This is a genomic window from Pontibacter sp. YIM B11418 (assembly GCF_059278805.1).
On record NZ_JCAEMH010000003.1, the window covers coordinates 74,905 to 100,314 of the forward strand.

Sequence of the window (25,410 nt, forward strand, 5' to 3'; positions counted from 1 at the left end):
GCTGCATATCTATTCCATTGATTTAAAATCAAGCTTACCATGTTTAATAAGATCATCGATTTTTCGATACACAACAAACTGGTGATCGGGCTGATGGTGCTGGCATTGATCGTCTGGGGAACCTATTCCCTGACACAGCTGCCTGTAGACGCCGTTCCCGACATCACCAACAACCAGGTGCAGGTGGTCACATCTTCACCCACACTAGCCGCTCAGGAAGTGGAGCGCTTTATTACCACCCCCATCGAAATGGCACTCGCCAACGTGCCGGATGTAGTTGAAATGCGCTCTGTATCGCGTTTCGGGCTTTCTGTCATCACGGTCGTGTTTAAAGATGAGGTAGACCAGTACCTGGCCCGGCAAATGATAACAGAGCGACTGGGTGATGCGGCCAGGCAAATACCCGAGGAGATGGGCACGCCTGAACTGGCTCCTGTAACAACCGGCCTGGGCGAGATCTACCAGTATGTGCTGGTGACTGATCCTGAAAGTGGAAAAAAGTACAGTCCGACAGAGCTTCGCACCATCCAGGACTGGATCGTGCGGCGGCAACTGCTTGGAACGCCAGGCGTGGCGGATGTGAGTAGCTTCGGCGGCTTTCTGAAGGAGTATGAAGTGGCCGTAAACCCGGCAAGCCTCCGTAGCATGAACCTGACCGTGACCGACGTGATCGGGGCACTGGAGCAGAATAACGAAAACACCGGCGCAGCTTACATCGAGAAAAACCAGAACGCTTTCTTCATCCGCGGTCTAGGGCTGGTTAGTACGCTGGAGGATATCGAGCAGATCGTCGTATCCAACCGAAACGGCCTGCCCGTACTGGTGCGCGATGTGGCCAAGGTCCAGTATGGCCATCCAGTGCGCTACGGTGCCCTGACCCGAAACACCGAAGGAGAAGTAGTGGGCGGTATTGTGTTGATGCTGAAAGGCGCCAGTTCTTCTGAGGTGATCAAAAACGTGCAGGACAAAGTTGCTAGCATCCAGTCCTCGTTGCCGGAAGGCATCATAATAGAAGCATACCTGGATCGAAGCGATTTGGTGAGTAAGGCAATCAACACGGTGGCCACCAACCTGATCGAAGGCGGCCTGATCGTGATTTTCGTGCTGGTGCTTTTGCTTGGCAACCTGCGGGCAGGACTCGTGGTAGCCTCTGTTATACCTTTATCGATGCTTTTCGCACTGGGTATGATGAATGTGTTCGGCGTGTCAGGTAACCTGATGAGTTTGGGCGCCATTGACTTTGGTTTGATCGTGGACGGAGCCGTGATTATCGTGGAGGGCGTGCTGCACTTCATTGTCGTTAAGAACAAGGACCTGCCACTCCGCCGTCTGACGCAGCGCGAAATGGACCTGGAGGTAAAGGATGCAGCTTCCAACATCATGAACTCCGCTGCCTTTGGTATGCTCATCATCCTGATCGTATACCTCCCGATTATGGCGCTAGTAGGTATAGAAGGTAAAATGTTCAAGCCGATGGCACAGACCGTAAGCTTTGCCATTCTGGGGGCTTTCATCCTGTCATTGACTTATGTGCCGATGGTTTCGACGCTGGTGTTAAGCAAGACCACCAAGCACAAACCAAACATTTCTGACAGGCTAATGGGTTTTCTAGAAAGGGTATACCGTCCCGTGATCACGTTCGCCCTGCGTAGCAAGGCAATTGTCATCGGAGCAGCCCTCATTCTTTTTGCATTCAGCCTATTTGTGTTCAGCCGCATGGGTGGCGAATTTCTGCCTGATCTGGAGGAAGGTGACTTTGCCATGGACCTGCGACTGGTACCCGGTGCCTCACTCAGCCAGACAATCGAGACAACCACTAAAGCCAGCGAAATTCTGTTGACCCAATTTCCGGAGGTAACTGAAGTGATCGGCAAGATAGGAACAGCAGAGATCCCAACCGACCCGATGCCGATTGAGGCAGCTGACGTGATGATCCTGCTCAAGGATAAAGACGAATGGACCAGCGCAAGCACTCGTCAGGAACTTGCCGCCAAAATGGATGAGGCCTTGAAAGTGCTGCCAGGCGTAAACTACGGCTTCCAGCAACCGATCCAGCTGCGTTTCAATGAACTGATGACCGGAGCCCGACAGGATGTGGCCATCAAGATTTTTGGGGAGGACCTGGACCAGCTTTCTGATCTGGCTGGTCAGGTAGACAAACTGATCGCTCCCGTGGAAGGTGTGCAGGATATCTACGTGGAGGAAGTAACCGGTTTGCCGCAGATTGTGGTAAGCTATAACCGGGCCCGTATGTCGCAGTACGGTCTGCAGGTGGCGGACGTGAACGCGGTACTGCGCACAGCCTTTGCCGGACAGACAGCCGGGGCCATTTACGAAGGTGACCGCCGCTTCAACCTGGTTGTGCGCATGGAAGGCGGTTCCCGCAACGACCTGAATGATATCGAAGACCTGTTTGTGTCACTGCCACAGGGCGGACAAATACCGCTTCAGCAAGTAGCAGACATTAAGTTTGAAGAAGGTCCGATGCAGATTTCCCGTGAGGATGGCCGTCGCCGCATTGTGGTGGGCTTCAATGTGCGCGAGCGCGATGTGGAGTCGATTGTGTCGGAAATTCAGGAGAAGTTGAACCGCGAACTGCCACTCCCGGCGGGCTATTTCATTACATATGGCGGTCAGTTTGAGAACCTGGTGCATGCCAAGCAGCGATTGTCGATTGCCGTTCCGGCCGCCCTGCTGCTGATCCTATTGCTCTTATACTTTGCCTTTAAGTCCGTAAAGCAAAGTCTTCTCATTTTCACTGCTATACCTTTATCAGCCATTGGCGGAATTTTTGCGCTCTGGTTGCGCGACATGCCTTTCAGTATCTCAGCTGGCGTGGGCTTTATTGCCCTGTTTGGAGTGGCGGTACTGAACGGCATCGTACTGATCGGTTACTTCAACCAACTCAAGCGGGAGGGGATGACCGATGCATACGAACGCGTGCTGCTAGGCACCAGCGTGCGCCTTCGCCCCGTGCTGATGACGGCCTCCGTAGCGGCACTGGGCTTCCTGCCAATGGCCCTATCCGGCTCTGCTGGAGCAGAGGTGCAACGCCCGCTGGCAACGGTAGTGATCGGAGGCTTGTTTACCTCCACTTTGCTGACGCTTGTGGTGCTGCCGGTGCTTTACTATGTTTTCTCTTCCAATGAAAAACCCGCTGAAGAGGAGGTACACCGCAAAGCTGTACCAACACACTTCATCACATTGTTGCTGCTTGCAAGCGGTGTGTTGTTCGCCGGCCACGGTATGGCGCAGTCTGCACAGGCCCCTTTGAATCTGGAGCAGAGTATCAACTACGCCCGGGAGCACAACCTGGGCCTAAAGAGCGCTGCCTACAGTGTGGAGCGTGAACAGGCTTTGCGCGGGGCGGCCACCGATCTCCCGAAGACCAACCTTTCCTATAGTCGCGGGCAGATCAATACCACCAACCAGGACGAGTACATTTCCGCATCCCAGCATTTCGCATTCCCGACGGTATACCGCGACCAGGCCAAACTGGCAGACGCCACCATCCAACAGGCCGAAGCGCAAAAGCAGATAGTGGAGCGGGAGCTGATCCGGGATGTTAAGCATGCCTGGTACCTGCTGCAATATCAGAACGAACGCCTTCGCCTGCTCCAGCAGCAGGATAGCCTGTACGGTCGTTTCACCAGGGCCGCAACCATTCGTTTCCAGACAGGTGAGACAGGTTACCTGGAACAGGCCACCGCCGAAACCCGCAGTCTGGGTATAAAAACAGAGCTGCAGCAGGCACAGGCAGACCAGCAAATTGCGGAGCGCCGTCTTCAACAACTCCTGCAGGCGCAGGAGCCGCTTCAGTTTGCAGAAGAACGATTAAGCAAGCGCGAACTGCTCCTGCAGGCCGATAGCACAGCCCTAGCGGCTAATCCATACCTGGCCTTTTTGCAAAGCGCCACGCAGGTAGCCGAAAGGCAGAAGCAACTGGAGCAATCGCGTATCCTACCAGACTTTACGGTAGGTTACTTCAATCAGACCTTTAGAGGAGAGGCTCCGCGTGACAATCCCAACAGAGTGTATGGCGCTGGCGACCGCTTCACGGGTTATGAAGTAGGTATAGCCGTTCCGCTTTGGTTTGGTGCGCAACGATCGCGCATTAAGGCGGCTAAAATGAATGAGGAGGCCGTGAAGAGCCAGGTACGCTACCAGCAGCAACTGCTCTTGACGGAACTGCAAAATCTGGCGCAGGAACTTCAGAAGCATAGCAATACCCTGGCTTTCTTTGAGCAGGGCGCCTTGCGCCAGGCAAACCAGATGAACAAGGCAGCCGAGCTCAGCTTCCAGACCGGTGACATCGACTACGTGGAGTATGTACAGGCGCTGGACCAGGCTTACCAACTGCGCAGCAATTACCTCAACGCGCTTCGCGACTACAATCAAACCATTATCAGTTTAGAATTCACAGCAGGAATCGAATAACATGACAGCATATAAAATCAGAATCATCACCCTTTGCGGACTTATCAGTCTGGCGGCATGCTCTAAGCAGGCACCTGCCGAAGAAACGGAGACCGCCACAACGGAAGTGACCGCAAGCGCATTACCCTTTGTTGTTACCTTTTCGGAAGAGCAGCAAAAAGTAGGCAACATTGAATTGGGATCAATTGAGAACAAGCCGCTATCGGCCCGTATCACAGCTAACGGTCAACTTCAACTGCCACCGCAAAACATAGCCAGTATCAACCCTTTAATGGGTGGCGTGGTGCGCAGTATACCTGTCAAAGAAGGAGCGTATATTCAGAAAGGGAAAGTGCTGGCCACCATCCAGAACCCGGAGCTGATCAAGCTGCAGGAAGAGTACCTGACTACCCGCAACCAGCTGCGCTTTGCCGAACAGGACTACGAGCGACAGCGCACGCTGAGCGAAGAGCAAGTGGGTTCCCGCAAGCGTTTCGAACAGGCCGAGTCGGATGTGCAGGTACAGCGGGCCCGCCTCAAGGCACTTGCTACCCATCTCACTGCTATGGGCGTTTCCCCGAAGAAAGTGGAAGCTGGACAGATCACCTCGTCCTTCGCCATTACGTCGCCTATCAGCGGTTATGTGCGGGTCATCAACGTGAACATGGGCTCCTATGCACAACCAGGTCAGCAAATGTTTGAGATCGTGGACAACCGTCACTTGCACCTGGAACTCAGTGTGTTTGAGCGCGACTTCAATAAGATGAAAGAAGGGCAAAAGGTGCTGTTTACCTTACCAAACGTGGCAGGAGAGCCGCTGGAAGCAGAGATATTTGCTTTGGGAAGAGCATTTGAGGGCGATTCCCGCATGGTAACGGTACATGCCGATCTGGAGAATAACCAAGATGTCAACCTGCTGCCAGGCATGTATGTCAATGCACAGATTTTGGCTGGAAAGCAGGAGCTGCCTGCATTACCCGAAGAGTCAGTGGTGCGCTACAAAGGCAAGCACTACGTTTTTGTAAAAGAGGGGCCTACCACATTCCGGATGCAGGAAGTGGAGACAGGTATAGCCGAAAGTGGTTTTATGGAAGTGAAACCTTTGAAAGCGCTGCCTGAAACAGCACAGGTTATCACCAAAGGTGCCTATTATGTACTAGCCGAGAAGATGAAATCGGAAGTAGCCGAAGAATAACAGGTATAGCATTGATCTAAAAAAATACAGCGCTGGCTCCAATAAAGGGACCAGCGCTGTTATTTTTTGAAAGGATTAATTATTAATTAAACTTTCAACTTTTAGCCATGCTTTTATACGTGGCAGAGGTTGTATTTGGTTACAAATCTTTGAAAATAAATTAATTATTTTTTAAAAAGTGCCTTAGGACGCTCTATTGGCCACTAATATTGGCTCCAGCACAGTCCATACATTGTCCGCCAGAATGCGTTGCCCCTCTATAGTCGGGTGAATGCCATCACCCTGATTCAATGCCCGGTCACCGGCCACGCCTTCCAGCAGGAAAGGTATAAGCACCACATCTTTATCTTCCGCCAGTCGGGGGTATACCTGCTCGAACTCTTTCGTAAAGCGCTGCCCCATGCTTGGCGGCATCTGCATACCTGCCAGGATGATTTCCGCATCCGGATTCTGTTCACGCACCTTGTCGATGATCGTACCGAGGTTATCATAGGTCGAAGCCGGATCTATACCTCTCAAGCCGTCGTTAGCGCCCAGTTCCAGCACAAACACATCGATCGGTTGTTTCAATAACCAGTCAATACGGCTTTTGCCACCGGCGGAGGTTTCGCCGCTCAGTCCGGCATTTACGGCCTTATAAGGCAGACCCAGCGAATCGATGCGCTCCTGAAGAAGGGCAGGGAAGGCCTGGTCGGGCTCCAATCCATAGCCGGCGGTGAGGCTGTTACCGAAAAACACGATGGTCTTGATGCGCTCATTTTTCGGGGCTTCGGCTGTCGTGATTGAGTCATTCTGTACCTGTTGTTCCGTTGCTACCTGCTCTGTGGTGGTTGCCTGTTCGCAGCCTGGCAGGGTAAGGTAGAAAGCTAGAAAAAGGGGGATATACTTACTCTTATTATTCATGTACCTGATTTTTTTCCTAAATTTAGTTTTATCAATCTTAAAACCTATAACGACCTCTATAAGTTATTAGGTTCGGGAATAGCACAGCGTACTTCTATACCTGTAGTGCTATACCTGTCGTTTAATTTCAAAAAACACAAGCTACGTGTCTACTATACTAGAAATCAATAACCTGAAGAAAACCTACGACAGCGGCGACCGTCACCTGACCGTGCTCGAGGGCATCAACTTTACACTGCAGGCCGGCGACACCTGCGCGATTGTAGGGCCATCCGGAAGCGGCAAAACGACCTTGCTGGGTCTGTGCGCCGGACTAGACCGGGCCAGTAGCGGCTCCGTCATCCTCAACGGCGTGCAGCTCGACAACCTGAGCGAAGATGCACGGGCACAGGTTCGCAACCAATACGTGGGCTTCATCTTTCAGAATTTTCAGCTTATACCTACGCTCACAGCACTTGAGAACGTGATGGTACCGCTGGAACTACGCGGAGAGCGAAACGTGCAACGCGAAGCCATGGACTTGCTGGCTCGTGTAGGCCTAGCCGAACGCCACGACCACTATCCGACGCAACTGTCAGGAGGGGAGCAGCAGCGCGTGTCGCTGGCAAGGGCTTTCTCGAACCGACCTACCATTCTTTTTGCCGATGAGCCAACGGGTAATCTGGATGAGGAAACCGGCGATAAGGTAGAAAAGCTCCTATTTGAGCTTAACCGCGAAGCCGGTACCACGCTCGTGCTTGTGACCCATGACCTGGAGCTGGCCGAAAAGACGCAGCGTATCATCCGCATCAAAGGTGGTCATGTAGTGTCCGACACGATGACTGCTGAAACAGTTCATCAACCGGAAGACTCCAGCCTCTGAGTAGACTCCTGACAAAAGATGAAAGAGGCAGAAGTTTACAGAAAATGTAACAACAGATTTTATACTTTTCACGCCTTTGCCTTTGCCTAAGTACTCTTTTGCCTAATTAAACATAAACAACAGGTTCACAAAGACTTATCTAACTAAACATCAAGTATACCTTGTCTGACAATAAGCCTAATCCGGATAAACCAAAACTGAATATACCCTGGCTTCTCAAAATGGCCTGGCGCGATACCCGTCGCAGCCGGGGCAGGCTGTTGCTGTTCCTTTCGTCTATTGTGCTAGGTATAGCCGCTTTGGTCGCCATCAACTCATTCCGGGACAGTTTGCAGTTAGCCATCGACGAGAAAGCCAGAACCCTAATCGGCGCTGATCTGGTGATGGGCATGAACAAAGAGCCCGACTCCCTTTCCCTGGCCATCATTGACTCCGTGAGCACACTGGGCAAACGCTCTGACGAGAACCGCATGATGTCGATGGTGTACTTTGTGAAAAGCAATGATACCCGTCTGGTGCAGGTGCGGGCACTGGAGGGCGAATTTCCTTACTTTGGAGCCATCGAGACCAACCCGGTAGAGGCCAGCCGCAGTTTTCGGGAAGACAAACGCGCACTCGTAGACTATAACCTGATGTTGCAGTACGAAGCCCAGATAGGAGACTCGATTCGGGTTGGCGCTATGACATTTGCTATCGAAGGGGCGCTTCACCGCATACCTGGTCAAACAGCCATGACCGCTGCCGTGGCGCCTGTGGTATACATTCCCAGACAGTACTTGCCCGAAACCGGCCTGATACAGCGCGGCAGCCGTGTTTCGTATTACTATTACTACGATCTGAACGAAGCCGTGCAACCGGATACACTAGGCAATAAATTGGACCCACGTTTTGAGGAACTTGGCATGTTCTACGACACGGTAGAAACGCGAAAGGCCAGCATGGGTCGCTCTTACGATGAACTGACCCGTTTTCTGGCACTTGTCGGGTTTGTGGCTCTACTGCTTGGCTGCGTTGGCGTAGCCAGTGCGGTACACGTCTACATGCGCGACAAGCTCGCAACCATCGGCATTCTGCGCTGCCTGGGTATGAGCGGCAAGCAGGCCTTTCTGGTATACCTATTTCAGGTGATGGGCATGGGCTTGATTGGCGGAATAGCCGGTGCTGCATTGGGCAGTGTTGTGCAACTGATACTGCCGGAACTTTTTAAAACCTTCCTGCCAGTCAGTGTGGACGCTTACTTCTCACCGGCCGCCGCTACACAAGGCGTGCTAATGGGAGTGGTGGTATCAGTACTCTTCGCACTGTTGCCATTATTGAGCATCCGGCAGGTATCGCCACTGATTACGCTGCGGGCCACTGTAGAGCATTTGACCAACCAGAAAGACCCGCTTCGCTGGGCGGTATATGGTTTGCTGCTTGGCTTTATTGTAGTCTTCTCGCGTTGGCAATTAGGCACCTGGTGGCAGGCGCTCTATTTTACAGGAGGTGTCATTGCGGCCTTCCTGGTGCTGGCTTTGCTCGCCAAAGGCCTGTCCTGGACCGTTAAACGCTTTTTCCCGACCCAATGGGGCTACGTATGGCGCCAAGGCCTAGCGAACCTATACCGCCCAAACAACCAAACTTTGTTGTTGATGGTGTCGATCGGCCTGGGCACGGCACTGATCGGTACGCTCTTCATGGTGCAACGCACTTTGCTGAGCGAGGTGTCGCTCTCTGGCACTGAGAACCAGCCCAACCTGGTACTCTTTGATATCCAAAACAGTCAGCGGGACCAGGTAGCCAACTTAACCAAAGAAGAAGGACTACCGATACTGTACTTCGACCCGATCGTGACGGTAAGGCTGGAACAGATCAATAACCTGACGCTGGCGGATGTGCGCAAAGACACAACTTTGGAGATCAGGCCGAGGAACTTCACGCGGGAATACCGAGTGACCTACCGCGACCATTTAAGTGATTCTGAGAAGACGGAAGCCGGTGAGTGGAGCGAAGGACAGTATAAAGCTGGCGTCAGGGTGCCTGTCTCGCTGGAAGAAGGGTATGCGGAGCGCATCAAAGTGAAAGTGGGGGATTCCCTTATTTACAATGTACAGGGAGCAACTATACCTGCCCGTGTGGCCCACATACGCCGCGTGGACTGGAACCGGGTGCAGACCAACTTCCAGATGCTTTTCCCGAAAGGCGTGCTCGAAGAGGCGCCGCAGTTCCATGTGCTGATGACCCGCAGCGACAACGAGCAACAGGCCGCGCAATTCCAGCGCCGTGTCGTAGAGGCTTTTCCGAACGTATCCGCCATAGGCCTCGACCTGATCCTGCGTACGCTGGAGGAAGTGGTTAGCCAGATTTCCTTTGTGATTCAGTTTATGGCGCTCTTTAGCATTTTCACCGGATTGCTGGTACTGGTGGGCTCTGTCAATGTCAGCAAATTTCAACGGGTGCAGGAGAGTGTGCTGTTACGTACCCTGGGCGCGAACAAAAAACAGATACTAGGTATAACACTGATGGAGTACGCCATGCTGGGCATATTGGCTGCCGCTGTAGGTTGCGTAATTGCCTTCGGGGCTGCCTGGGCCTTGGCGGTATTCAGCTTCGAAATGGAGTTTGTGCCAGTGCTCTGGCCTCTGCTGATTATTTTTGCGGTAGTGACGCTGCTAACTGTGGCGGTAGGCTTACTCAATAGCCGTGGCGTGCTGAACAGGCCGCCATTGGAAGTGTTGCGGCGGGAGGCATAAAAACAAAAAAGGGATCTCTTGAAAGATCCCTTTTTCTCAAGTTTCCATAGACAACAAATGCCATCTGCAAACTTTGATTATATTGGTTTATACGCCCACCTTTTTAGGAGGTTACAGCTCCCAAATAAAAATTCCGAAAAATTTAATAGGTGCTGGATGCCAGCATCACCAGCGTACAGTGGTGCATGGTTTCTATACCTGCGTCCTCAGCCATTTGCTCTAATTCCCGATTTTCGGTGCCCGGATTGAAAATGATGCGCTTCGGTTGCAGCGATATAATGTAATCGTACCAGGTCGGCTGATTCTGCGGTCCTACATAAAGTGTTACCGTGTCAACTCCTTCAATTTTCTGTTCTTTATCCGTGATAATGGGCTGCCCGCCAACTTCTCCTTTGCGGATGCCCACTGGCACCACCTCATGTCCGTGTTGTTGCAATCGGTGAATGGCCTTGTAGGCAAAGCGGGAAGGGTTATCGGTAGCACCCAGTACAAGTGTCTTTTTCATGGTTCAGATATGTTGATCTAACTATTTAACCCTGATCAGCACAGAAACGTTACAGCGCAAGGAGGTATAAACCGAATACAATACCATCGGCTATACCTGTTGCAGCACTTTGGCTGCGATCTTCTCGGCGCAGCGCTCCCCATCCATGGCAGCCGACGCAATTCCACCTGCATAGCCCGCGCCCTCTGCGCAAGGGTATAGGTTTTTGATCTGCACGTGTTCCATTGTCTCACGGTCGCGCGGTATACGAACCGGGGAGGAGGTGCGGCTTTCAACTCCGATGATTTGGGCATCGTTGCTCAGATAGCCGCGCATTTTATTGCCAAAGGCCTTGAATCCTTCCCGCAGGCGATAGGCCATGGCTGGTGAGAACAGTTCGTTCATATCTACAGGCGTGAGACCAGGCTGATAAGATGTTTCCAATAAAGCGCCGCCGGTTTTCTGGCGGGTGAAGTCGAGAAGGAGCTGGGCGGGGGCTTTTTGGGTGCTACCGGCCATTTCGCAGGCTTTGCGCTCCAGCGCTTCCTGCATCCGCAGTCCGGCAAGCGGACCGTACTTGTCCAAATCCATGTCTTCCAACTCAATCGCCACGACTATACCTGAGTTGGCAAACTTAGAGTCGCGGCGACTCGGGGACATACCGTTTACTACCACCTCGCCGGGAGCCGTAGCTGAGGGCACGATAAAGCCGCCCGGACACATGCAGAACGAAAAAATGCCACGCTGTTTGTTGTCGTATACCGTCTGGTGCACCAGCGCGTACGAAGAGGCCGGAAGCCAGCAACCACGGTCCTCGCACTTGTACTGGATGCTGTCGATCAGTTTCTGCTGGTGCTCCACACGCACGCCCATGGCAAAAGGCTTAGCTTCGATGGTGACGCCTTTATGATGCAACAACTCAAAAATATCACGGGCGCTGTGGCCGGTGGCCAGAATCACGGCTTCACCGTTGTATACCTGTCCGTCCTGCGTCACGACACCTTTTATTTCCTCCTGCTCTAGGATAAAATCAGTCACACGCTTGTCAAACAGTACTTCACCGCCGGCGGCTTCGATGCTTTCGCGGATAGCGGAGATAATGCGGGGCAGTTTGTTAGTACCGATATGCGGATGGGCATCAAACAGGATGTCGCGGGTAGCGCCGTGCTGCACAAAGATCTCAAGAATACGCTGCAGATCGCCGCGTTTTTTGGAGCGGGTATAGAGCTTGCCATCGGAGTATGTACCGGCGCCGCCTTCTCCGAAACAGTAGTTCGAGTCAGGATTTACTATGTGGTCTTTGTTGATGGCTGCCAGGTCACGACGGCGGGAACGAACGTCTTTGCCGCGCTCCAACACGATAGGCTTTAATCCCAGTTCAATGCAGCGCAGAGCTGCAAACAAACCCGCAGGACCCGCGCCCACAATGATGACCTTTTTGGCTGAGCTGACATCCGGATAGGTATACCTGGCCGAAAGGATATCGGCAGGAGGGGTATCCAGGTATAGATCGGCCCGTACACGGAGCAAAACCTGGCGACCGCGCGCATCAATAGAGCGCTTGATGCGGTGGATGTGCTTGACGTCTTCCGGCTTGAGACCGGCACTTACAATAAGCTCACGCTCCAACAGCTCGTCGTTGTACGCCACTTCCGGCGATAACACGACTTCAACTTCTTTCTTATTCATTTACAGTTAGTAAGGTAGTTATCCTTAAAGTTTAATTGAGTGGTTGAGTGAGTTAGTGAATGAGTGATTTTTATTATTTTTGATTGAGTAGTATACAAAGAGAAAGCTGACACTTTATATTGATAAGTAAAAAGTAAATGCAAACTGGCCAGCAATCAACCCATTAAACAATTCAACCATTTTTAAATCACTCATTCACTCAATCGCTTATTCACTAACTTCTAAATATCCCCATTCAGCACTTTCTCAACCCAGCCTTTGCCCCAGTTCTCGAGTTCTTCTTCATTCCAGAGTTCGGGGTAGAAGATGCGCTTCTGGAACTTTGGAGGCAGGTACTTCTGCCAGTTGGTGCCCCCGGTAGCGGCGATCACTTCCGGATCGCGCTGCAGGTAGCGAACGGCCGATTTGTAGTGCATCAGCGGCCAGTTCACGTTCACGTTGCTGTCCAGTTCACGCAACTGACGAATGAGTCGTGGGTTTTGCTGTTCCTCTTCAGACAAACGCTTGTAGGCAGACCATACGTTCATGTCCTGATACTGCCTTGCAAACTGAATCAACTGTTGCGTGTACTTTTCCTCAAAACGGATCAGGGTGAGTGTCTTGGTACCGGAAGAAACTTCTGTAGCGCCTTCTTTCCAATAAATGCAGCCCATCATTTCTTCATGAGTACTCTGCAATCCCAGCGCTTTGCGTTTCTCTTTATCAGTCAGGTTGCGTAATTCTGTAGATGCGATCTCGATCATCCGGTACTGTACCGACTGGAAACCGCTGGCCGGCATTAGTGCCATTCTAAACTGCAGGAATTGTTTTGGATCCATGCCGTCCACCATCACATCAAATGAGTCGATCAGGTTTTCGAAATAGCGGTTGATGCGCTTCAAGCGTTTCAGGAGCACATCACCTGTAAGCTCCTTATCTTCACCTATTTGCCTGTATTCTTCCAGACAGAGCTTAAAGTACAGTTCCGTGATCTGGTGATACATGATAAAGATCTTTTCATCAGGTATAGACGTGCGCGGATTCTGCAGACTCAACAAGGTATCCAGGTGAATGTAATCCCAGTAGTTGAGGTAGTCTGTGTAGTAAAGCCCTTCCAGATAGGCAGCCAGGTCCTGCCCGAGCGGCACGTACTTGGCTTCCAGTCTTCTGAGCTGCTCCAGCACTTCCGGCTTAAAAGGTTGTTGCTCCATGGTATACAGATGGGGGTTGATGAGTCGCCATTAGCTTACAAATAAAGTAAAACAATCGCATAGATTCCGGCATCAAGCAAATTTTTATCGCGCTCTATCTTCAAAACATAAATCAAGGGAAATAAATCCACGACTCGCAGGCAACCTTCTGTGTGTTACGAACATCCTGTGTACAGGAATCCTGTGGATTAAACTAATACAATCGAAAGTTAATGGTCTTAATGACTCTTTTAATAGAGTAAATCTGACTGTTGGTAGAAATCCAGAGAATATAACGGCGAAAAAATGTTATCATTAGCCTTATTTGTTAAATTTGGGTTTTACGATATTTATCCGCTCTATCTCCATGGCAGAAAAAAGCAGTGTCTTTGATATGATAGGTCCCATCATGATTGGTCCTTCAAGCTCCCATACCGCTGGTGTTGTTCGCATTGCGCGCGCTGCGATTCGCGTATTAGGGATTGCTCCCGAAGAGGCCATCATTACTTTCTATAATTCCTTTGCTCAAACTTATGAGGGCCACGGTTCTGACCGCGCCATCGTGGCCGGCCTGCTGGACTTCAAAACGGATGACAAGCGCATCAAGGAGGCTTTTGACCATGCCAAAGAGCGCGGCCTGAAATATACCTTCCGTTCAGTTGGCAATGCCTCTACCATGCACCCCAACACCATCAAGTTGAATCTGAAGGCAGGAGACCGCCAGGTAGAGGTGATCGGGCAGAGCCGGGGAGGTGGCGTGATCAATATTGTGGAGGTAGACGGGTTCACAGCCAGCTTTTCGGCCAACTTGCATACCCTCATCATCGACGCGGATGACGTGAAGGGCAGTATCGCTTTTATCGCTACCGTAATCGCGCACGATGACTGCAACATCGCCACAATGAACGTGTCCCGCAAGGGCAGAAACGAGATGGCCCGCCAGTTCATCGAGATGGACTCGGGCATTAAGCCCATCACATTGGAGTACCTGAAGCAGTTGAGCTGGGTGAAGCATGTGATCTACATTCCGAATATCGATCTCTAAGAAGAAATCATACTATGAAAAAAATGTCAAACAAAGTGCTGTTACTGGCTCTTGGCTTAACTGTAGGTGGATTTGGTTCTGCCATGGCACAGCAGCAGGGAGCAGGGGGCGATGGCATCTGGTCGCTGCAGGAAGCAGTTGAATATGCCAAGGCAAACAACCTGAATGTGCGCCAAAGCAGCCTTAATCGTGATCTTGATAGAGCCGATCTGAATCAGTCGCGGGCTGCCCGACTGCCGAGCATCAACGCAAGCGGCAACTATAGCTTCAACACGGGTTCCTTCCAGGATCCGGTGTCATTTAACCTGCAAACACAGAACGCACGCACATCCAACGTCTCGATCAATGCATCGCTGCCGCTGTTCTCAGGTTTTCAGCAGGTGAATCAGATCAAGCAGAATAGTCTGAATCTGGAGGCAAGTGAGCAGGAGTATCTGTCTGCTCAAAACGACATTACGATCCAGATCGTGACCGCTTACCTGAACATTCTGTTTGCCAACGAGCAAATGCGTGTGTCTGATTTGCAACGCAACCTGACTAACCAGCAACTGAGCCGCACGCGTGTCCTTTTCAAAGCAGGCAGCTTAGCCGAAAACTCTGTACTAGACCTTGAATCGCAACTGGCAACAGACGAACTGAATCATATCACAGCTCAAAATCAGCGCGATATTTCCAGGTTGACCTTGATGCAGTTATTGAATATACCTACCAATCAGGAGTTTCAGGTAGAGATACCTAACATCCCGGAGCCAGATGAGAATCCGGTGATCGTGGATGGAAGCCAGGTATACGATGTAGCCCTGCAGACACTTCCCGCCATTCGTGCCACAGAGCTGCGGTTGCGCAGCGCCGAAACTGGTCTTAGTGTAGCACGGGGCGCCTACTACCCACGTCTAAGCCTTTTTGCAGGTGCAGGAAGCAGATATGCCAGTACCAGTCGCAGATTGGTAGATATTGAGCGGGTAGTAAATGGCCGTGTGCCCCAAACCGTATACTTAAACGAAACAGGCACTGCCTCCCAGACACTTTGGTTTGAAAACGTGGAAACACGCCGTATTGATGAGCACTATGGCATGTTCCGCCAGTGGGATGACAACCTGAACACGCAGGCAGGTGTGTCGCTTCAAATCCCGATTCTGAACAGCCTGCAGGTACGCACCAATGTGCAGCGCGCCAAGCTACAGCAGCAGAACGCCCAGCTCAATGCCGATATTGCTAAAAACAACCTGCGCCAGACGATTGAGCAGGCGTATGTGGATGCCCTTGCGGCGCAGCGTCGTTATGCAGCGGCCCGTCAGCAGGTAACCGCCTCTGAAAAGAACTTCCGCAATGCTGAACTAAGGCTTCAGGGTGGTGTGATCAATACCGTAGATTTCAACGTGATAGCGAACACCTATCGCTCTGCCCAGTCCAGCTTGATACAAGCTAAATATGAATATACCTTTAAACTAAAAGTTCTGGATTTCTACCAGGGCAAAGACCTCTCTTTCTAATATAAAATTATGGCTGCAAAAAAATCTAATAAGCTTATTTACACCCTGATAGGCGGACTGATTCTGATTCTTGTACTGGCTCTCGTAGCTAAAAAGGCAGGTTGGATTGGTAAAGAAGAAGGAACGGAGGTTGTGCTGGCGGATGTCAAGCGCACCGAAATCGTTGAAAAAGTAAGCGCCTCAGGCAAAGTGCAACCTGAGACGGAAGTAAAAATCAGCCCCGACGTATCGGGTGAGATCATTGAGCTGACCGTGCAGGAAGGCGACTCCGTGGTAAAGGGACAGTTGCTGGTGCGTATACGCCCTGATAACTACAAGTCGCTGGTAGACATGCAGACGGCCGGGGTAAACCAGGCCCGCGCTAACCTGTCGCAGTCGAAGGCGCGTTTGGCACAATCGCGTGCTAATTTTGCGCAGGTAGAGCAAAACTACAAGCGTAACAAAAGCTTGTTTGACCAGAAAGTAATCTCTGAGGCTGAGTATCAGCAGATCAAAGCGCAGTACGAATCCGGTAAGCAAGAGATAGAGTCACTGGCGCAGAGTGTACGTGCCGCCGAATTTGGTATTCAGAATGCGCAGGCCTCTTTGAACGATGCCCGCGAAAACCTGAACAAAACGACCATCTACGCACCAGTAAGTGGCACTGTGTCAAAACTTAATGTAGAGAGAGGAGAGCGCGTGGTGGGTACTTCTCAAATGGCTGGTACGGAGATCATGCGCATCGCTAATCTCAACAACATGGAAGTGCGTGTGAACGTGAACGAGAACGATATCATCCGGGTAGGTATGGGCGACTCCGTTATTGTGGAAGTAGACTCATACACAAGCCGCGACGAGAAGTTCAAAGGCATTGTGACCTCAATTGCCAACACTGCGAAAGACGCTGCTTCGCTGGAGGCAGTGACCGAATTTGAGGTGCGCATCCGTTTGCTGAACGAGTCTTACAGCCACCTGGCAGATAAGAACGCCCGTCCTTTCCGTCCGGGTATGACGGCCTCGGTTGACATCATCACGGAGCGCAAAAGCAATGTTTTATCTGTACCTTTGTCGGCAGTGACGACTCGTTCGAACAAGCCAGCCAAGGCTGAAGGCGAAAATGGTGACGAAAAAGACGCCGACAAAAATGTGGAAGAGGCTCCTGTAGCACCTGCCGGCCCGATCGAAGAAGTGGTGTTTGTGCACGATGCTGACAACACGGTTAAATCTGTGAAGGTGAAAACGGGCATCAGCGACTTCGATAACATCGAAATTCTGAGTGGTCTGAAAGAAGGTCAGAAAGTCGTTTCCGGTCCATTCAGAGCGGTGTCGAAAACTTTGAAAGACGGTGCCAAAGTGGCTGTGAAAGACGAGAAGTCACTGAACAAATCAGCTTTGGCTGATGCGAATGGTGAAGAAAAATAAACATCCGATTTGGAAAAAATTGCAGTAATAGGAGGGGGAAGCTGGGCCTCGGCGCTGGTGAAGATCCTCTCAGAGAATAAATCGCAGGTACACTGGTGGATGCGCAACGAGAACGATGTGCAGCACCTGATCAATTACCGCCATAACCCGCGCTACCTGAGCGGCGTGACCTACGACCTGAACTACGTAAAGCCCTCAACGGACTTGCGCAGCGTCGTGGCCGTGGCGGACTGGGTTATATTGGCAGTACCGGCGGCTTTTATACAAGAGGCTTTGAGCGGTCTGGAGCAAAATGCCTTGGAAGGTAAAGTTCTGATTTCTGCCATCAAGGGGATGATCCCGAAGCAGAACATCCTGATTACCGATTATCTGGGCCAGCAGTACGGCGTACCAAACAGTCACCAATTGGTCATTGCCGGTCCGTGCCATGCCGAGGAAGTGGCAATGGAGAAGCAGTCATACCTGACCATCGGCTCATATGATCTGCCTACGGCGGAGCGCTTCTGTGAATTGCTGCGTAACCGCTACACGAAAGCCAACCCACTCGAAGATCTGGACGGGGTCGAGTACTGCGCCGTGATCAAGAACATCATCGCGCTGGCTTGTGGTATAGCCCGCGGCCTTAACTATGGTGACAATTTTCAGGCAGTACTGGTATCGAATGCAATGCAGGAGATCGAACGTTTTCTGCATGCCGTCATGCCGATCCACCGTGACCTGAACGGTTCGGCGTACCTGGGCGACTTGCTGGTAACAGCTTACTCGCAGTTCAGCCGCAACCGTACTTTTGGAAACATGATCGGCCATGGCTATACCGTAAAATCAGCCCAGATCGAGATGAACATGGTAGCGGAGGGATATTATGCTGTGCAGAGCATTTACGAGCTTAACAAAAAGCTAAAAGTAAATATGCCGATCACAAAAGCGGTATACCTGATTCTGTATGAGCGCATCGCGCCGGCAGTGGAGTTTGAGATTTTGAAAGAAAAGCTCACCTAAGTTGAGCTGTCAAATAGCGCGAAAGGCATACCCGGTGGTGTGCCTTTCGCGTTTAAAGTCCATGCCAATTGGCCGAGCCTGACACATGAAACAGCATTTTCAGCAAATCGACATCCTAAAGGGTCTGGCCATCATTGCCGTGCTTCTCTTGCACTCGCTCTCGCGTGAGCAGCTGGTGGCGAGCTACGCGGTCTTTCACATTTGGCAGGCCGTTCCGATTTTTATGGTGCTGATGGGTTTGAATCTGGGGATGTCCTATGGCAGCAAGACCCTGCATTTTGGTCAGCTCTATACCTTGCATTATTTCCAGAAGAAAGCCCTCCGCATCATCTTTCCGCTTTTGATCATGTATGGCATCTCCCTGATGGCGGGCTATGTCTGGGAACAGGTATACGCTCGGGATGTCTATACCTTGGATTGGAAGAACCTGATCGGAGTATTGCCGGTATCGGGTAAAGGCAATTACTTTATCACGCTTTTGCTGCATTCCCTGTTTGCCCTTCCGCTGATCGGCTATACCTTTAATCGCTGGCCAGTGCATACAACTTTAGTGCTGGTGCTCACTGAAATTGTCTTTCAATTGGTAGCCTACCAGATCAGCTATTTCCGAGAAGACCGCTACCTCTACGATGCCGCTCTGTTCCGGTATTTATCAGCCATTGGCTTAGGCCTGTGGCTCTCTCGTCTGATCACCAGTTCTGACAACAGGTATAGCTGGCTCTTGCTCCTGACTGGAATTGCCAGTGGGGTATACCTGTATTTTTATCAATATCAGGGTATCAGTCTCCCTTACTTCAGACCGGAATGGCTGGCGCAGGTGTTTCTTACTTTTTCTTATGCGGCTTTGCTGATCTACCTAGGAATACTGGCTTTTCCAAGGCAATCAGACTTTATAGCATTCCAGGCTATGGCGACCCTTGGCAAAGCATCTTACCACATTTTTCTGGTACAGGTGCTTTACTTTGGCCTGGTGCAGGACGATACAAATATTACGCTGAATCTGGCGATTTGCCTCGTGGCAGGTATGGTGTTCTACTGGTCAGAATCATATTTAAGCAAAAAAATATCAAAGTAAAAGTATATTCATCCGCATAATCTTTATACCTTAAGCTATGATTACAAGAGTAACCTGTGCTTTGATCGAGCAGTTTGGACGCGTGCTGATCACCCAGCGCAGCGAAACCATGCCGCAAGCCATGCTTTGGGAATTCCCGCGCGGAAAAATAGAAGAAGGTGAGACAGAAGAGGCCTGCCTGGTACGAGAAATACAGGAAGAGCTAAACCTGAGCATCACTCCGGTGCGGCGGCTTACGCCTGTGGTACATACCTACGGCGACAAAACCATTGAGCTTATACCTTACATTTGCCAGTACAACAAAGGAGCGATTAACCCCGAGGAACACCGGTCTTACCACTGGGTAGTGCCTCAGGATCTGGCCAATTACGATTGGTGTCCGGCCGACATCCCCGTTATGCAGGAATTCATGGCGCTGGCAGAAAAACAATTTTCTGAGTAACAAGTAAAGCCAACCTTTTCACGAAAAGGTCAAATTGCCGTACCTTTGGGGATGGAATTACCACAATCATTTGCGCAGCGCATGAAAGGGCAGTTGGGTCCTGACTATACCCGATTTGAGGAGGCCCTGCACCAAGCCGCTCCCACCAGTATCCGGTTAAACAGAAACAAGCTGACTGGACAGCCAAACCTGCCGCGTATACCTTGGACAGAAACGGGCTATTATTTACCAGAGCGCCCGCAGTTTACGCTGGATCCGCGCCTGCACGCCGGAGCCTACTATGTGCAGGAGGCCAGTTCCATGTTTTTAGAGCAGGCCCTGCGTCAGCATGTGGATCTCAGCCAGTCGCTCCACGTTTTGGACCTCTGCGGCGCTCCCGGCGGCAAGTCGACCCACATCGCCAGCCTGATCTCACCTGACAGTCTTCTGGTAGCTAACGAAGTGATCCGTAGCCGCGCCAGTATTCTGGCCGAGAACGTGACTAAATGGGGTAGCGGCAATGTGGTGGTGACAAACAACGACCCACGCGATTTTAACCGGCTACCTGAGTTTTTTGACGTGATGGTAGTAGATGCTCCCTGCAGTGGCGAAGGTATGTTCCGCAAAGACCCGCAAGCAGTGAACGAATGGTCAGACGAGAATGTGAACCTCTGCGCCCAGCGCCAACAGCGCATCTTAATGGACGTATTGGAATCCCTACGGCCGGGCGGCATCCTGATCTACAGTACCTGTACCTGGAACCTGGCTGAAAACGAACAGAACATTGCCTGGCTAGCTGAACAGGAAAAGGCTCAACCACTCTCACTTGCGCTGGACCCGGCATGGGGAGTAGAGGCGACTTCGCTTAATGGCGTTTCCGGCTATCGCTTCTATCCGCACCAGGTGCAGGGTGAAGGCTTCTATTTATCCGTTCTCCGCAAAGCAGGAGAGTATGAGGCACCACAGCGATCATCGAAAAAGAAAAAGTATAAGCTGTCACTAGCTGGCAAAAAAGAACAGGCCCCGGTCAACGATTGGCTAGTGACGTCAGACCGCTTTGCATGGGTGCAGCATGGGGAAGTGATTTCGGCTATACCTGAAAATCTGTTTGAAGAGGTGGACGAGCTTTACCAGAACCTATATGTGATTCACGCCGGCACCAAAATAGCCGAAGCGAACGGCAAAAAACTGAAACCTCTGCAGGACTTGGCGCTGTCACAGCACCTCAACAAAGCAGCATTTCGCGTCGAAGAGCTCGAACTGGAAGCAGCATTGCGCTACCTCCGCAAAGAAGACATCGGCATCAGCGGCAACAGTAATGACTGGATCCTGCTGCAATTTGAAGGCTTGCCCCTCGGCTGGGCCAAACAAGTAGGCAGCCGCCTCAACAACTACTATCCTAAAGAGTGGCGCATCCGCATGGAATTGCCCTCAGTTTTAGAGTTTAAGAGTTGGGGAGTTTAGGATATTATCAATATAGAGAACTTATATTGATGCAAAAGGCCCACCATAATGGCGGGCCTTTGTATTTGTTTCAATTGAAGAAATTAAAATCTACACAGTAATTCCCAAACTCTCCAACTCCTAAACTTGCTTTACTCCACAAACAACACCAGCCCCTTCAAATACTCGCCTTCGGGGTGGAAGATAGAAATGGGATGATCGGCGGGCTGGGAGAGGTGGTGCATGATTTTGATATTACGGCCGGCCTCGATGGCGGCTGCCATCACCGTGTTGTTGAACAGGTACTTATCTACCACCTGAGAGCACGAAAAGGTGAACAGGATACCGCCCGGCTTGATGCGCTTCATGGCCTCGGCGTTCAGACGCTTGTAGCCCATCACGGCATTGTGGCGCACTTTCTGGCTCTTGGCAAAAGCAGGAGGGTCCAATATGATCACGTCGTAGCGGTCTTCCTTTCCTTTCAGGAACTCAAACGTATCAACGGCAAAGGCTTCGTGGCGATCAGGAGCCTGACTCAGTTCTCCGTTTTTGATCGTTAGCTCAATCGCCTTCTTCGACACGTCTACTGAGTGTACCTCTTTGGCACCGGCGTTGAGGGCGTATACCGAGAAACCACCGGTATAGCAAAAGGTGTTCAGCACCGATTTGTCTTTCACATAGCGGGCCAATAATTCCCGGTTCTCGCGCTGGTCGATGAAGAAGCCTGTTTTCTGGCCACTTTCCCAATCCACGAAAAAATGGTGCTCGTTCTCGGTCACCACCACGCCACCACTTGACTCGCCGAACAGATAGCCGTTCTCAGCCTGCACCGGCGACTTGGCGGGAAGTGACTCTGCGCTCTTGTCATATACCGCTTTCAGGTGCGGACCGTAAATTTCCTGCAGAGCTTTGGCAACGTGCTCACGTACCGAATACATGCCCACAGAGTGGGTTTGGATCACAGCCGTGTCTTTGTACACGTCCACAATCAGGCCAGGCACGCCATCGCCTTCGGCGTATACCAGGCGGTATACATCGGTGTGCGGATTGTCGATCAGGCCGAGGCGCTTGCGGTAGTCGTAGGCTTGCTGCACTTTGCTTTTCCAGAAGGTATAATCCGACTCGACCTGCTCAAAAGAAAACACCCGTACCGCAATGGAACCCGGCGCCCAATGACCTATGCCCAGGAACTCACGCTGGTTGGAGTATACCTCTACGGTGTCGCCCTCTTCCGGCTCCGTTCCTTCAATTCTTTTGATAGCGCCAGAGAAAACCCACGGGTGAAAACGCTTCAATGAGTGTTCTTTTCCTTTGGCCAGGTATAATTTGCTATATGGCATCCAATATAAATATGATGATTATTTAATGAGCTGATGTTGAAATGATGCTTGTGCTAAAGCATTATAGTAGTATGAAAGGCTAGAGACCAGGCAATTTGTTCCGTATAAGACCGGAATTTTAATAGTGCCATACCTGTAGCTTTGTATTTATTTATGTATCAGGGAGTTACAATGCAATTACCTGCAAGTCTTTGAGATAGGTATAGAGTTTTTGAACAGGCAACCCGACAACGTTAAAATAGGAACCCTCAATCTTTTCGATCCCGATCTTGCCGATCCATTCCTGTATACCATAGGCACCCGCTTTGTCGTAGGGCTGGTAGTGCTCTATGTAGTAATTGATTTCCTCGTCACTTAGCTTTTTAAAGTATACCTTGGTCGCATCATGGAAGATGGTCTTGGAATCCTTTGTCAGGATACAAACACCCGTGATCACTTCGTGATGGGTGCCGGATAAAGCGCGCAGCATAGCAAAGGCTTCCGCAGCATCTGCAGGCTTGTTCAGGATGCGCTCACCCAGGCAAACGATGGTATCGGCCGTAATCAGTACTTCGTTTTGCAAGTCGGAGGTATAAGCATCGGCTTTGTGGGAGGCCAAAAACTCGGCTACCTGCTCGCGCTGCAGGTGTTCCGGAAAATCCTCGTTTACTTCCTTCACCCGCACCTCAAACTGAAGTCCGAGCCCGGCTAAAAGTTCTTTGCGGCGCGGGGAGTTAGAGGCAAGCAGTATCGGGCGAGATGAATTCATTTTCTTTGATTGAGCTGAATAAGAATCCGCAGATTGTTTTCGGGTAAAAGAAGGTGGACTTCTGTGGCATGATGGCCCCGCTGTAGCATACCCTTTTCACCTGTTCCATCGACACCTCGTTAGTGATAAGAGCCAAACGCGATTTGCCGGAGTCCACCTGGCTGACACAGGCCGTGAAATTACGCACGTAACTCAGGCCAGGATAGTCGCGTTGAGCTTCACGGTCTATACCTAACACCTTTTCGAAAACAAAATAATGCATCACGGTCAGGTCCAGGTCTTTCACTTCCTGGGGAACCGCCCATTCAATCAGGTGGTGCACTTCCGGCTTGAGGCGCAGTTTGTAGGCATTGCCTGACAGGTATAGCCCGAAGGCCCAGTTCTTACCCACGATCACTTCATTGAGTTCGTACGCATCCTCTTTGGGTGTTACCACAAAATAAGCACGCAGTCGCTCCAGAAACTCCTCGTCCGTCAGGTCTATTCTCTCCAACACCCTGTGCGTGGGCAGAATGCGCAAGTCGTCGGCCTCGGTGTTGGTCAGGTACATCAGGTGGTAGTTGTAAGCCTCCGTGCCGGTGTGATTCGGATTAGCAGCCATACGCTTCTTACGGTACTCGAGCGAACCCTCATAGCGGTGGTGCCCATCGGCCAGCAGCACCTGCCGCGATTCCAGCACCTCCAGGAAGTGCCTGATCACGTCGTGGTCGTGGATCACGGCCAGCACATCGCGCACGCCCTGGTAGTCCTCGGTCACATAAAGCGGCGTCTGGATGCTCTCGTCCATGTAGCGCTCCAGTACGAAATCCGGATCGGTATAGAGTCCGTGGGTAGCGCTGGTATTCATCAGCGTCTTATCCAGGAGATCGATGCGATCGTTCACGGCACTTGGTATAGTGTTTTCGTGGCGCAGGAGCACGCCTTCGTTCCAGTCGTAGGCTTTGATGTGGCAAATGAATCCCTTGCGGCAGTACTCGCGGTCGTTGCCGGGCAGCCTGAAATACTGGTAATACACATAAATGCCGGGCAGCGGGTCCTGCGCAATCGTACCGGTGGCTTTCCATTCCTGCAGCATGTCGGCCGCAGTATTGGCTGGCGTTTCGCCACGAGGTACCGAGAGGTGAATGCTGTTAATAGGATTCTGGTACAGCGCTTCCCGCTGTTTTGCGGACACTACATCGAAAAGGGGAGAGGTCAGTTCTTCAATCGACTGGCTCAACTCTTCTTTGTAACGCCACGCTTTAATGGGTAATATTTCGGCCATCAGGTTTGCTTACAGGTATAGATATAGCTCTTAGAAGTATAGGTTTTTTTCAGGTATAAAATCAGGGAGCAAGTCTTTTTCGGGACCACTGTGAATCGGCTCTCTCAAACACGATGCGGTCGTGCAAGCGGTTCGGACGGCCCTGCCAGAACTCGATGCGCTCGGGCTTCAGTACATAGCCTCCCCAGTGCTGCGGTCGCGGCACTACGTCCAAACTGGCAAAGTCTTTTTCATACCTCGCTTCCGCCTGCTCCAGTTCTACACGGCTGTCTATCTCACGGCTTTGCGGGGAGGCCCAGGCCCCGATCTGGCTGCCGCGCGGCCGACTGTGGAAGTACACATCCGACACATCCGCTGCCACTTTCCCAATCGTTCCTTCTATACGCACCTGTCGCTCCAATTCAGCCCAGAAAAAAGTAATCGAAGCGTAGGGGTTTTCAGCCAGCTGCTGTCCTTTGCGGCTGTCGTAATTGGTGAAGAACACAAAACCATCCGAGGAGACCTCCTTTAATAGCACCACCCGCGCCGAAGGCCGGCAATCAGCCGACACAGTGGACAGCACGAGCGCCGTCGGCTCCAGTACTTCTGAAAGAATGGCTTCGTTGAGCCATACCTTAAACTGGTCGAGCGGGTCGTTGGAGACCGATTCTTCTGTAAGCGCCTGCCGGGAGTAGTTCTTCCGGATAGAGGCAATGTCGTGTTGGAGAGGCATAGCGAAAGCGATGATTTGC

At 51.4% G+C, this 25,410-nt stretch carries 19 protein-coding genes; 11 read left to right on the forward strand and 8 right to left on the reverse strand.

Annotated elements, in window-relative coordinates:
* Positions 1–39 precede the first annotated feature (39 nt).
* On the forward strand, positions 40–4,437 hold the full coding sequence (locus AC4QZR_RS08025) for a CusA/CzcA family heavy metal efflux RND transporter (RefSeq protein ID WP_494480445.1): 4,398 nt from the start codon (positions 40–42) through the stop codon (positions 4,435–4,437).
* 1 nt (position 4,438) lies between these two features.
* Positions 4,439–5,611 carry an efflux RND transporter periplasmic adaptor subunit gene (locus tag AC4QZR_RS08030; protein ID WP_494480446.1) on the forward strand — a complete coding sequence of 391 codons (1,173 nt, stop codon included), beginning with the start codon at positions 4,439–4,441 and terminating at the stop codon, positions 5,609–5,611.
* A gap of 183 nt (positions 5,612–5,794) precedes the next feature.
* Here AC4QZR_RS08030 and AC4QZR_RS08035 read toward each other — a convergent pair whose 3' ends face one another.
* Complete coding sequence (locus tag AC4QZR_RS08035; protein WP_494480447.1) at positions 5,795–6,514, reverse strand: arylesterase; 720 nt, start codon at positions 6,512–6,514, stop codon at positions 5,795–5,797.
* A gap of 145 nt (positions 6,515–6,659) precedes the next feature.
* Between AC4QZR_RS08035 and AC4QZR_RS08040 the strand changes: the two genes are divergently transcribed.
* Positions 6,660–7,376 carry an ABC transporter ATP-binding protein gene (locus tag AC4QZR_RS08040; RefSeq protein ID WP_494480448.1) on the forward strand — a complete coding sequence of 239 codons (717 nt, stop codon included), beginning with the start codon at positions 6,660–6,662 and terminating at the stop codon, positions 7,374–7,376.
* Between the two features lie 221 nt (positions 7,377–7,597).
* Positions 7,598–10,108 carry an ABC transporter permease gene (locus AC4QZR_RS08045; RefSeq protein ID WP_494480883.1) on the forward strand — a complete coding sequence of 837 codons (2,511 nt, stop codon included), beginning with the start codon at positions 7,598–7,600 and terminating at the stop codon, positions 10,106–10,108.
* A gap of 142 nt (positions 10,109–10,250) precedes the next feature.
* On the opposite strand, the gene AC4QZR_RS08050 is transcribed toward AC4QZR_RS08045, so the two are convergent.
* The 3 genes from AC4QZR_RS08050 to AC4QZR_RS08060 form a co-directional block, all read right to left on the reverse strand.
* On the reverse strand, positions 10,251–10,613 hold the full coding sequence (locus AC4QZR_RS08050; protein ID WP_188499522.1) for a CoA-binding protein: 363 nt from the start codon (positions 10,611–10,613) through the stop codon (positions 10,251–10,253).
* 90 nt (positions 10,614–10,703) lie between these two features.
* Positions 10,704–12,281 (reverse strand): NAD(P)/FAD-dependent oxidoreductase, encoded by a 1,578-nt coding sequence (locus AC4QZR_RS08055; RefSeq protein WP_494480449.1) that lies wholly within the window; start codon positions 12,279–12,281, stop codon positions 10,704–10,706.
* Between the two features lie 221 nt (positions 12,282–12,502).
* Positions 12,503–13,471: a tryptophan 2,3-dioxygenase family protein gene (locus tag AC4QZR_RS08060; RefSeq protein ID WP_494480450.1), complete on the reverse strand. Its 969-nt coding sequence runs from the start codon at positions 13,469–13,471 to the stop codon at positions 12,503–12,505.
* A 346-nt stretch (positions 13,472–13,817) separates the two neighbouring features.
* On the opposite strand from AC4QZR_RS08060, the gene sdaAB reads away from it, so the two are divergent.
* The 7 genes from sdaAB (at position 13,818) to AC4QZR_RS08095 (ending at position 21,348) form a co-directional block, all read left to right on the forward strand.
* The gene (gene sdaAB, locus AC4QZR_RS08065; protein WP_494480451.1) at positions 13,818–14,495 is read left to right on the forward strand and encodes an L-serine ammonia-lyase, iron-sulfur-dependent subunit beta; all 678 of its coding nucleotides are present in this window, start codon (positions 13,818–13,820) and stop codon (positions 14,493–14,495) included.
* 14 nt (positions 14,496–14,509) lie between these two features.
* A complete protein-coding gene (locus AC4QZR_RS08070; protein ID WP_494480452.1) occupies positions 14,510–15,988 on the forward strand; it encodes a TolC family protein in 1,479 nt (492 codons plus the stop codon).
* 9 nt (positions 15,989–15,997) lie between these two features.
* Positions 15,998–17,389 (forward strand): efflux RND transporter periplasmic adaptor subunit, encoded by a 1,392-nt coding sequence (locus tag AC4QZR_RS08075; protein ID WP_494480453.1) that lies wholly within the window; start codon positions 15,998–16,000, stop codon positions 17,387–17,389.
* A gap of 9 nt (positions 17,390–17,398) precedes the next feature.
* A complete protein-coding gene (locus AC4QZR_RS08080; RefSeq protein WP_494480454.1) occupies positions 17,399–18,388 on the forward strand; it encodes an NAD(P)H-dependent glycerol-3-phosphate dehydrogenase in 990 nt (329 codons plus the stop codon).
* Between the two features lie 85 nt (positions 18,389–18,473).
* Positions 18,474–19,463: an acyltransferase family protein gene (locus tag AC4QZR_RS08085; protein WP_494480455.1), complete on the forward strand. Its 990-nt coding sequence runs from the start codon at positions 18,474–18,476 to the stop codon at positions 19,461–19,463.
* 37 nt (positions 19,464–19,500) lie between these two features.
* Positions 19,501–19,905 carry a (deoxy)nucleoside triphosphate pyrophosphohydrolase gene (locus AC4QZR_RS08090; protein WP_494480456.1) on the forward strand — a complete coding sequence of 135 codons (405 nt, stop codon included), beginning with the start codon at positions 19,501–19,503 and terminating at the stop codon, positions 19,903–19,905.
* Between the two features lie 51 nt (positions 19,906–19,956).
* Positions 19,957–21,348 (forward strand): methyltransferase RsmF C-terminal domain-like protein, encoded by a 1,392-nt coding sequence (locus AC4QZR_RS08095; RefSeq protein WP_494480457.1) that lies wholly within the window; start codon positions 19,957–19,959, stop codon positions 21,346–21,348.
* Between the two features lie 131 nt (positions 21,349–21,479).
* Here AC4QZR_RS08095 and AC4QZR_RS08100 read toward each other — a convergent pair whose 3' ends face one another.
* The 4 genes from AC4QZR_RS08100 to pdxH all read right to left on the reverse strand — a co-directional run bounded on the left by AC4QZR_RS08100 (position 21,480) and on the right by pdxH (position 25,391).
* Positions 21,480–22,667, reverse strand: coding sequence for a class I SAM-dependent rRNA methyltransferase (locus AC4QZR_RS08100; RefSeq protein ID WP_494480458.1), 1,188 nt, complete (start codon positions 22,665–22,667; stop codon positions 21,480–21,482).
* 166 nt (positions 22,668–22,833) lie between these two features.
* A complete protein-coding gene (locus tag AC4QZR_RS08105) occupies positions 22,834–23,415 on the reverse strand; it encodes a Maf-like protein (RefSeq protein WP_494480459.1) in 582 nt (193 codons plus the stop codon).
* Positions 23,381–24,679, reverse strand: a complete 1,299-nt coding sequence (locus tag AC4QZR_RS08110) for a DUF1015 domain-containing protein (protein WP_494480460.1) — start codon at positions 24,677–24,679, stop codon at positions 23,381–23,383. Before AC4QZR_RS08110 ends, AC4QZR_RS08105 begins: the two co-directional genes overlap by 35 nt.
* A gap of 61 nt (positions 24,680–24,740) precedes the next feature.
* Positions 24,741–25,391: a pyridoxamine 5'-phosphate oxidase gene (gene pdxH / locus AC4QZR_RS08115; protein WP_494480461.1), complete on the reverse strand. Its 651-nt coding sequence runs from the start codon at positions 25,389–25,391 to the stop codon at positions 24,741–24,743.
* Positions 25,392–25,410 lie beyond the last annotated feature (19 nt).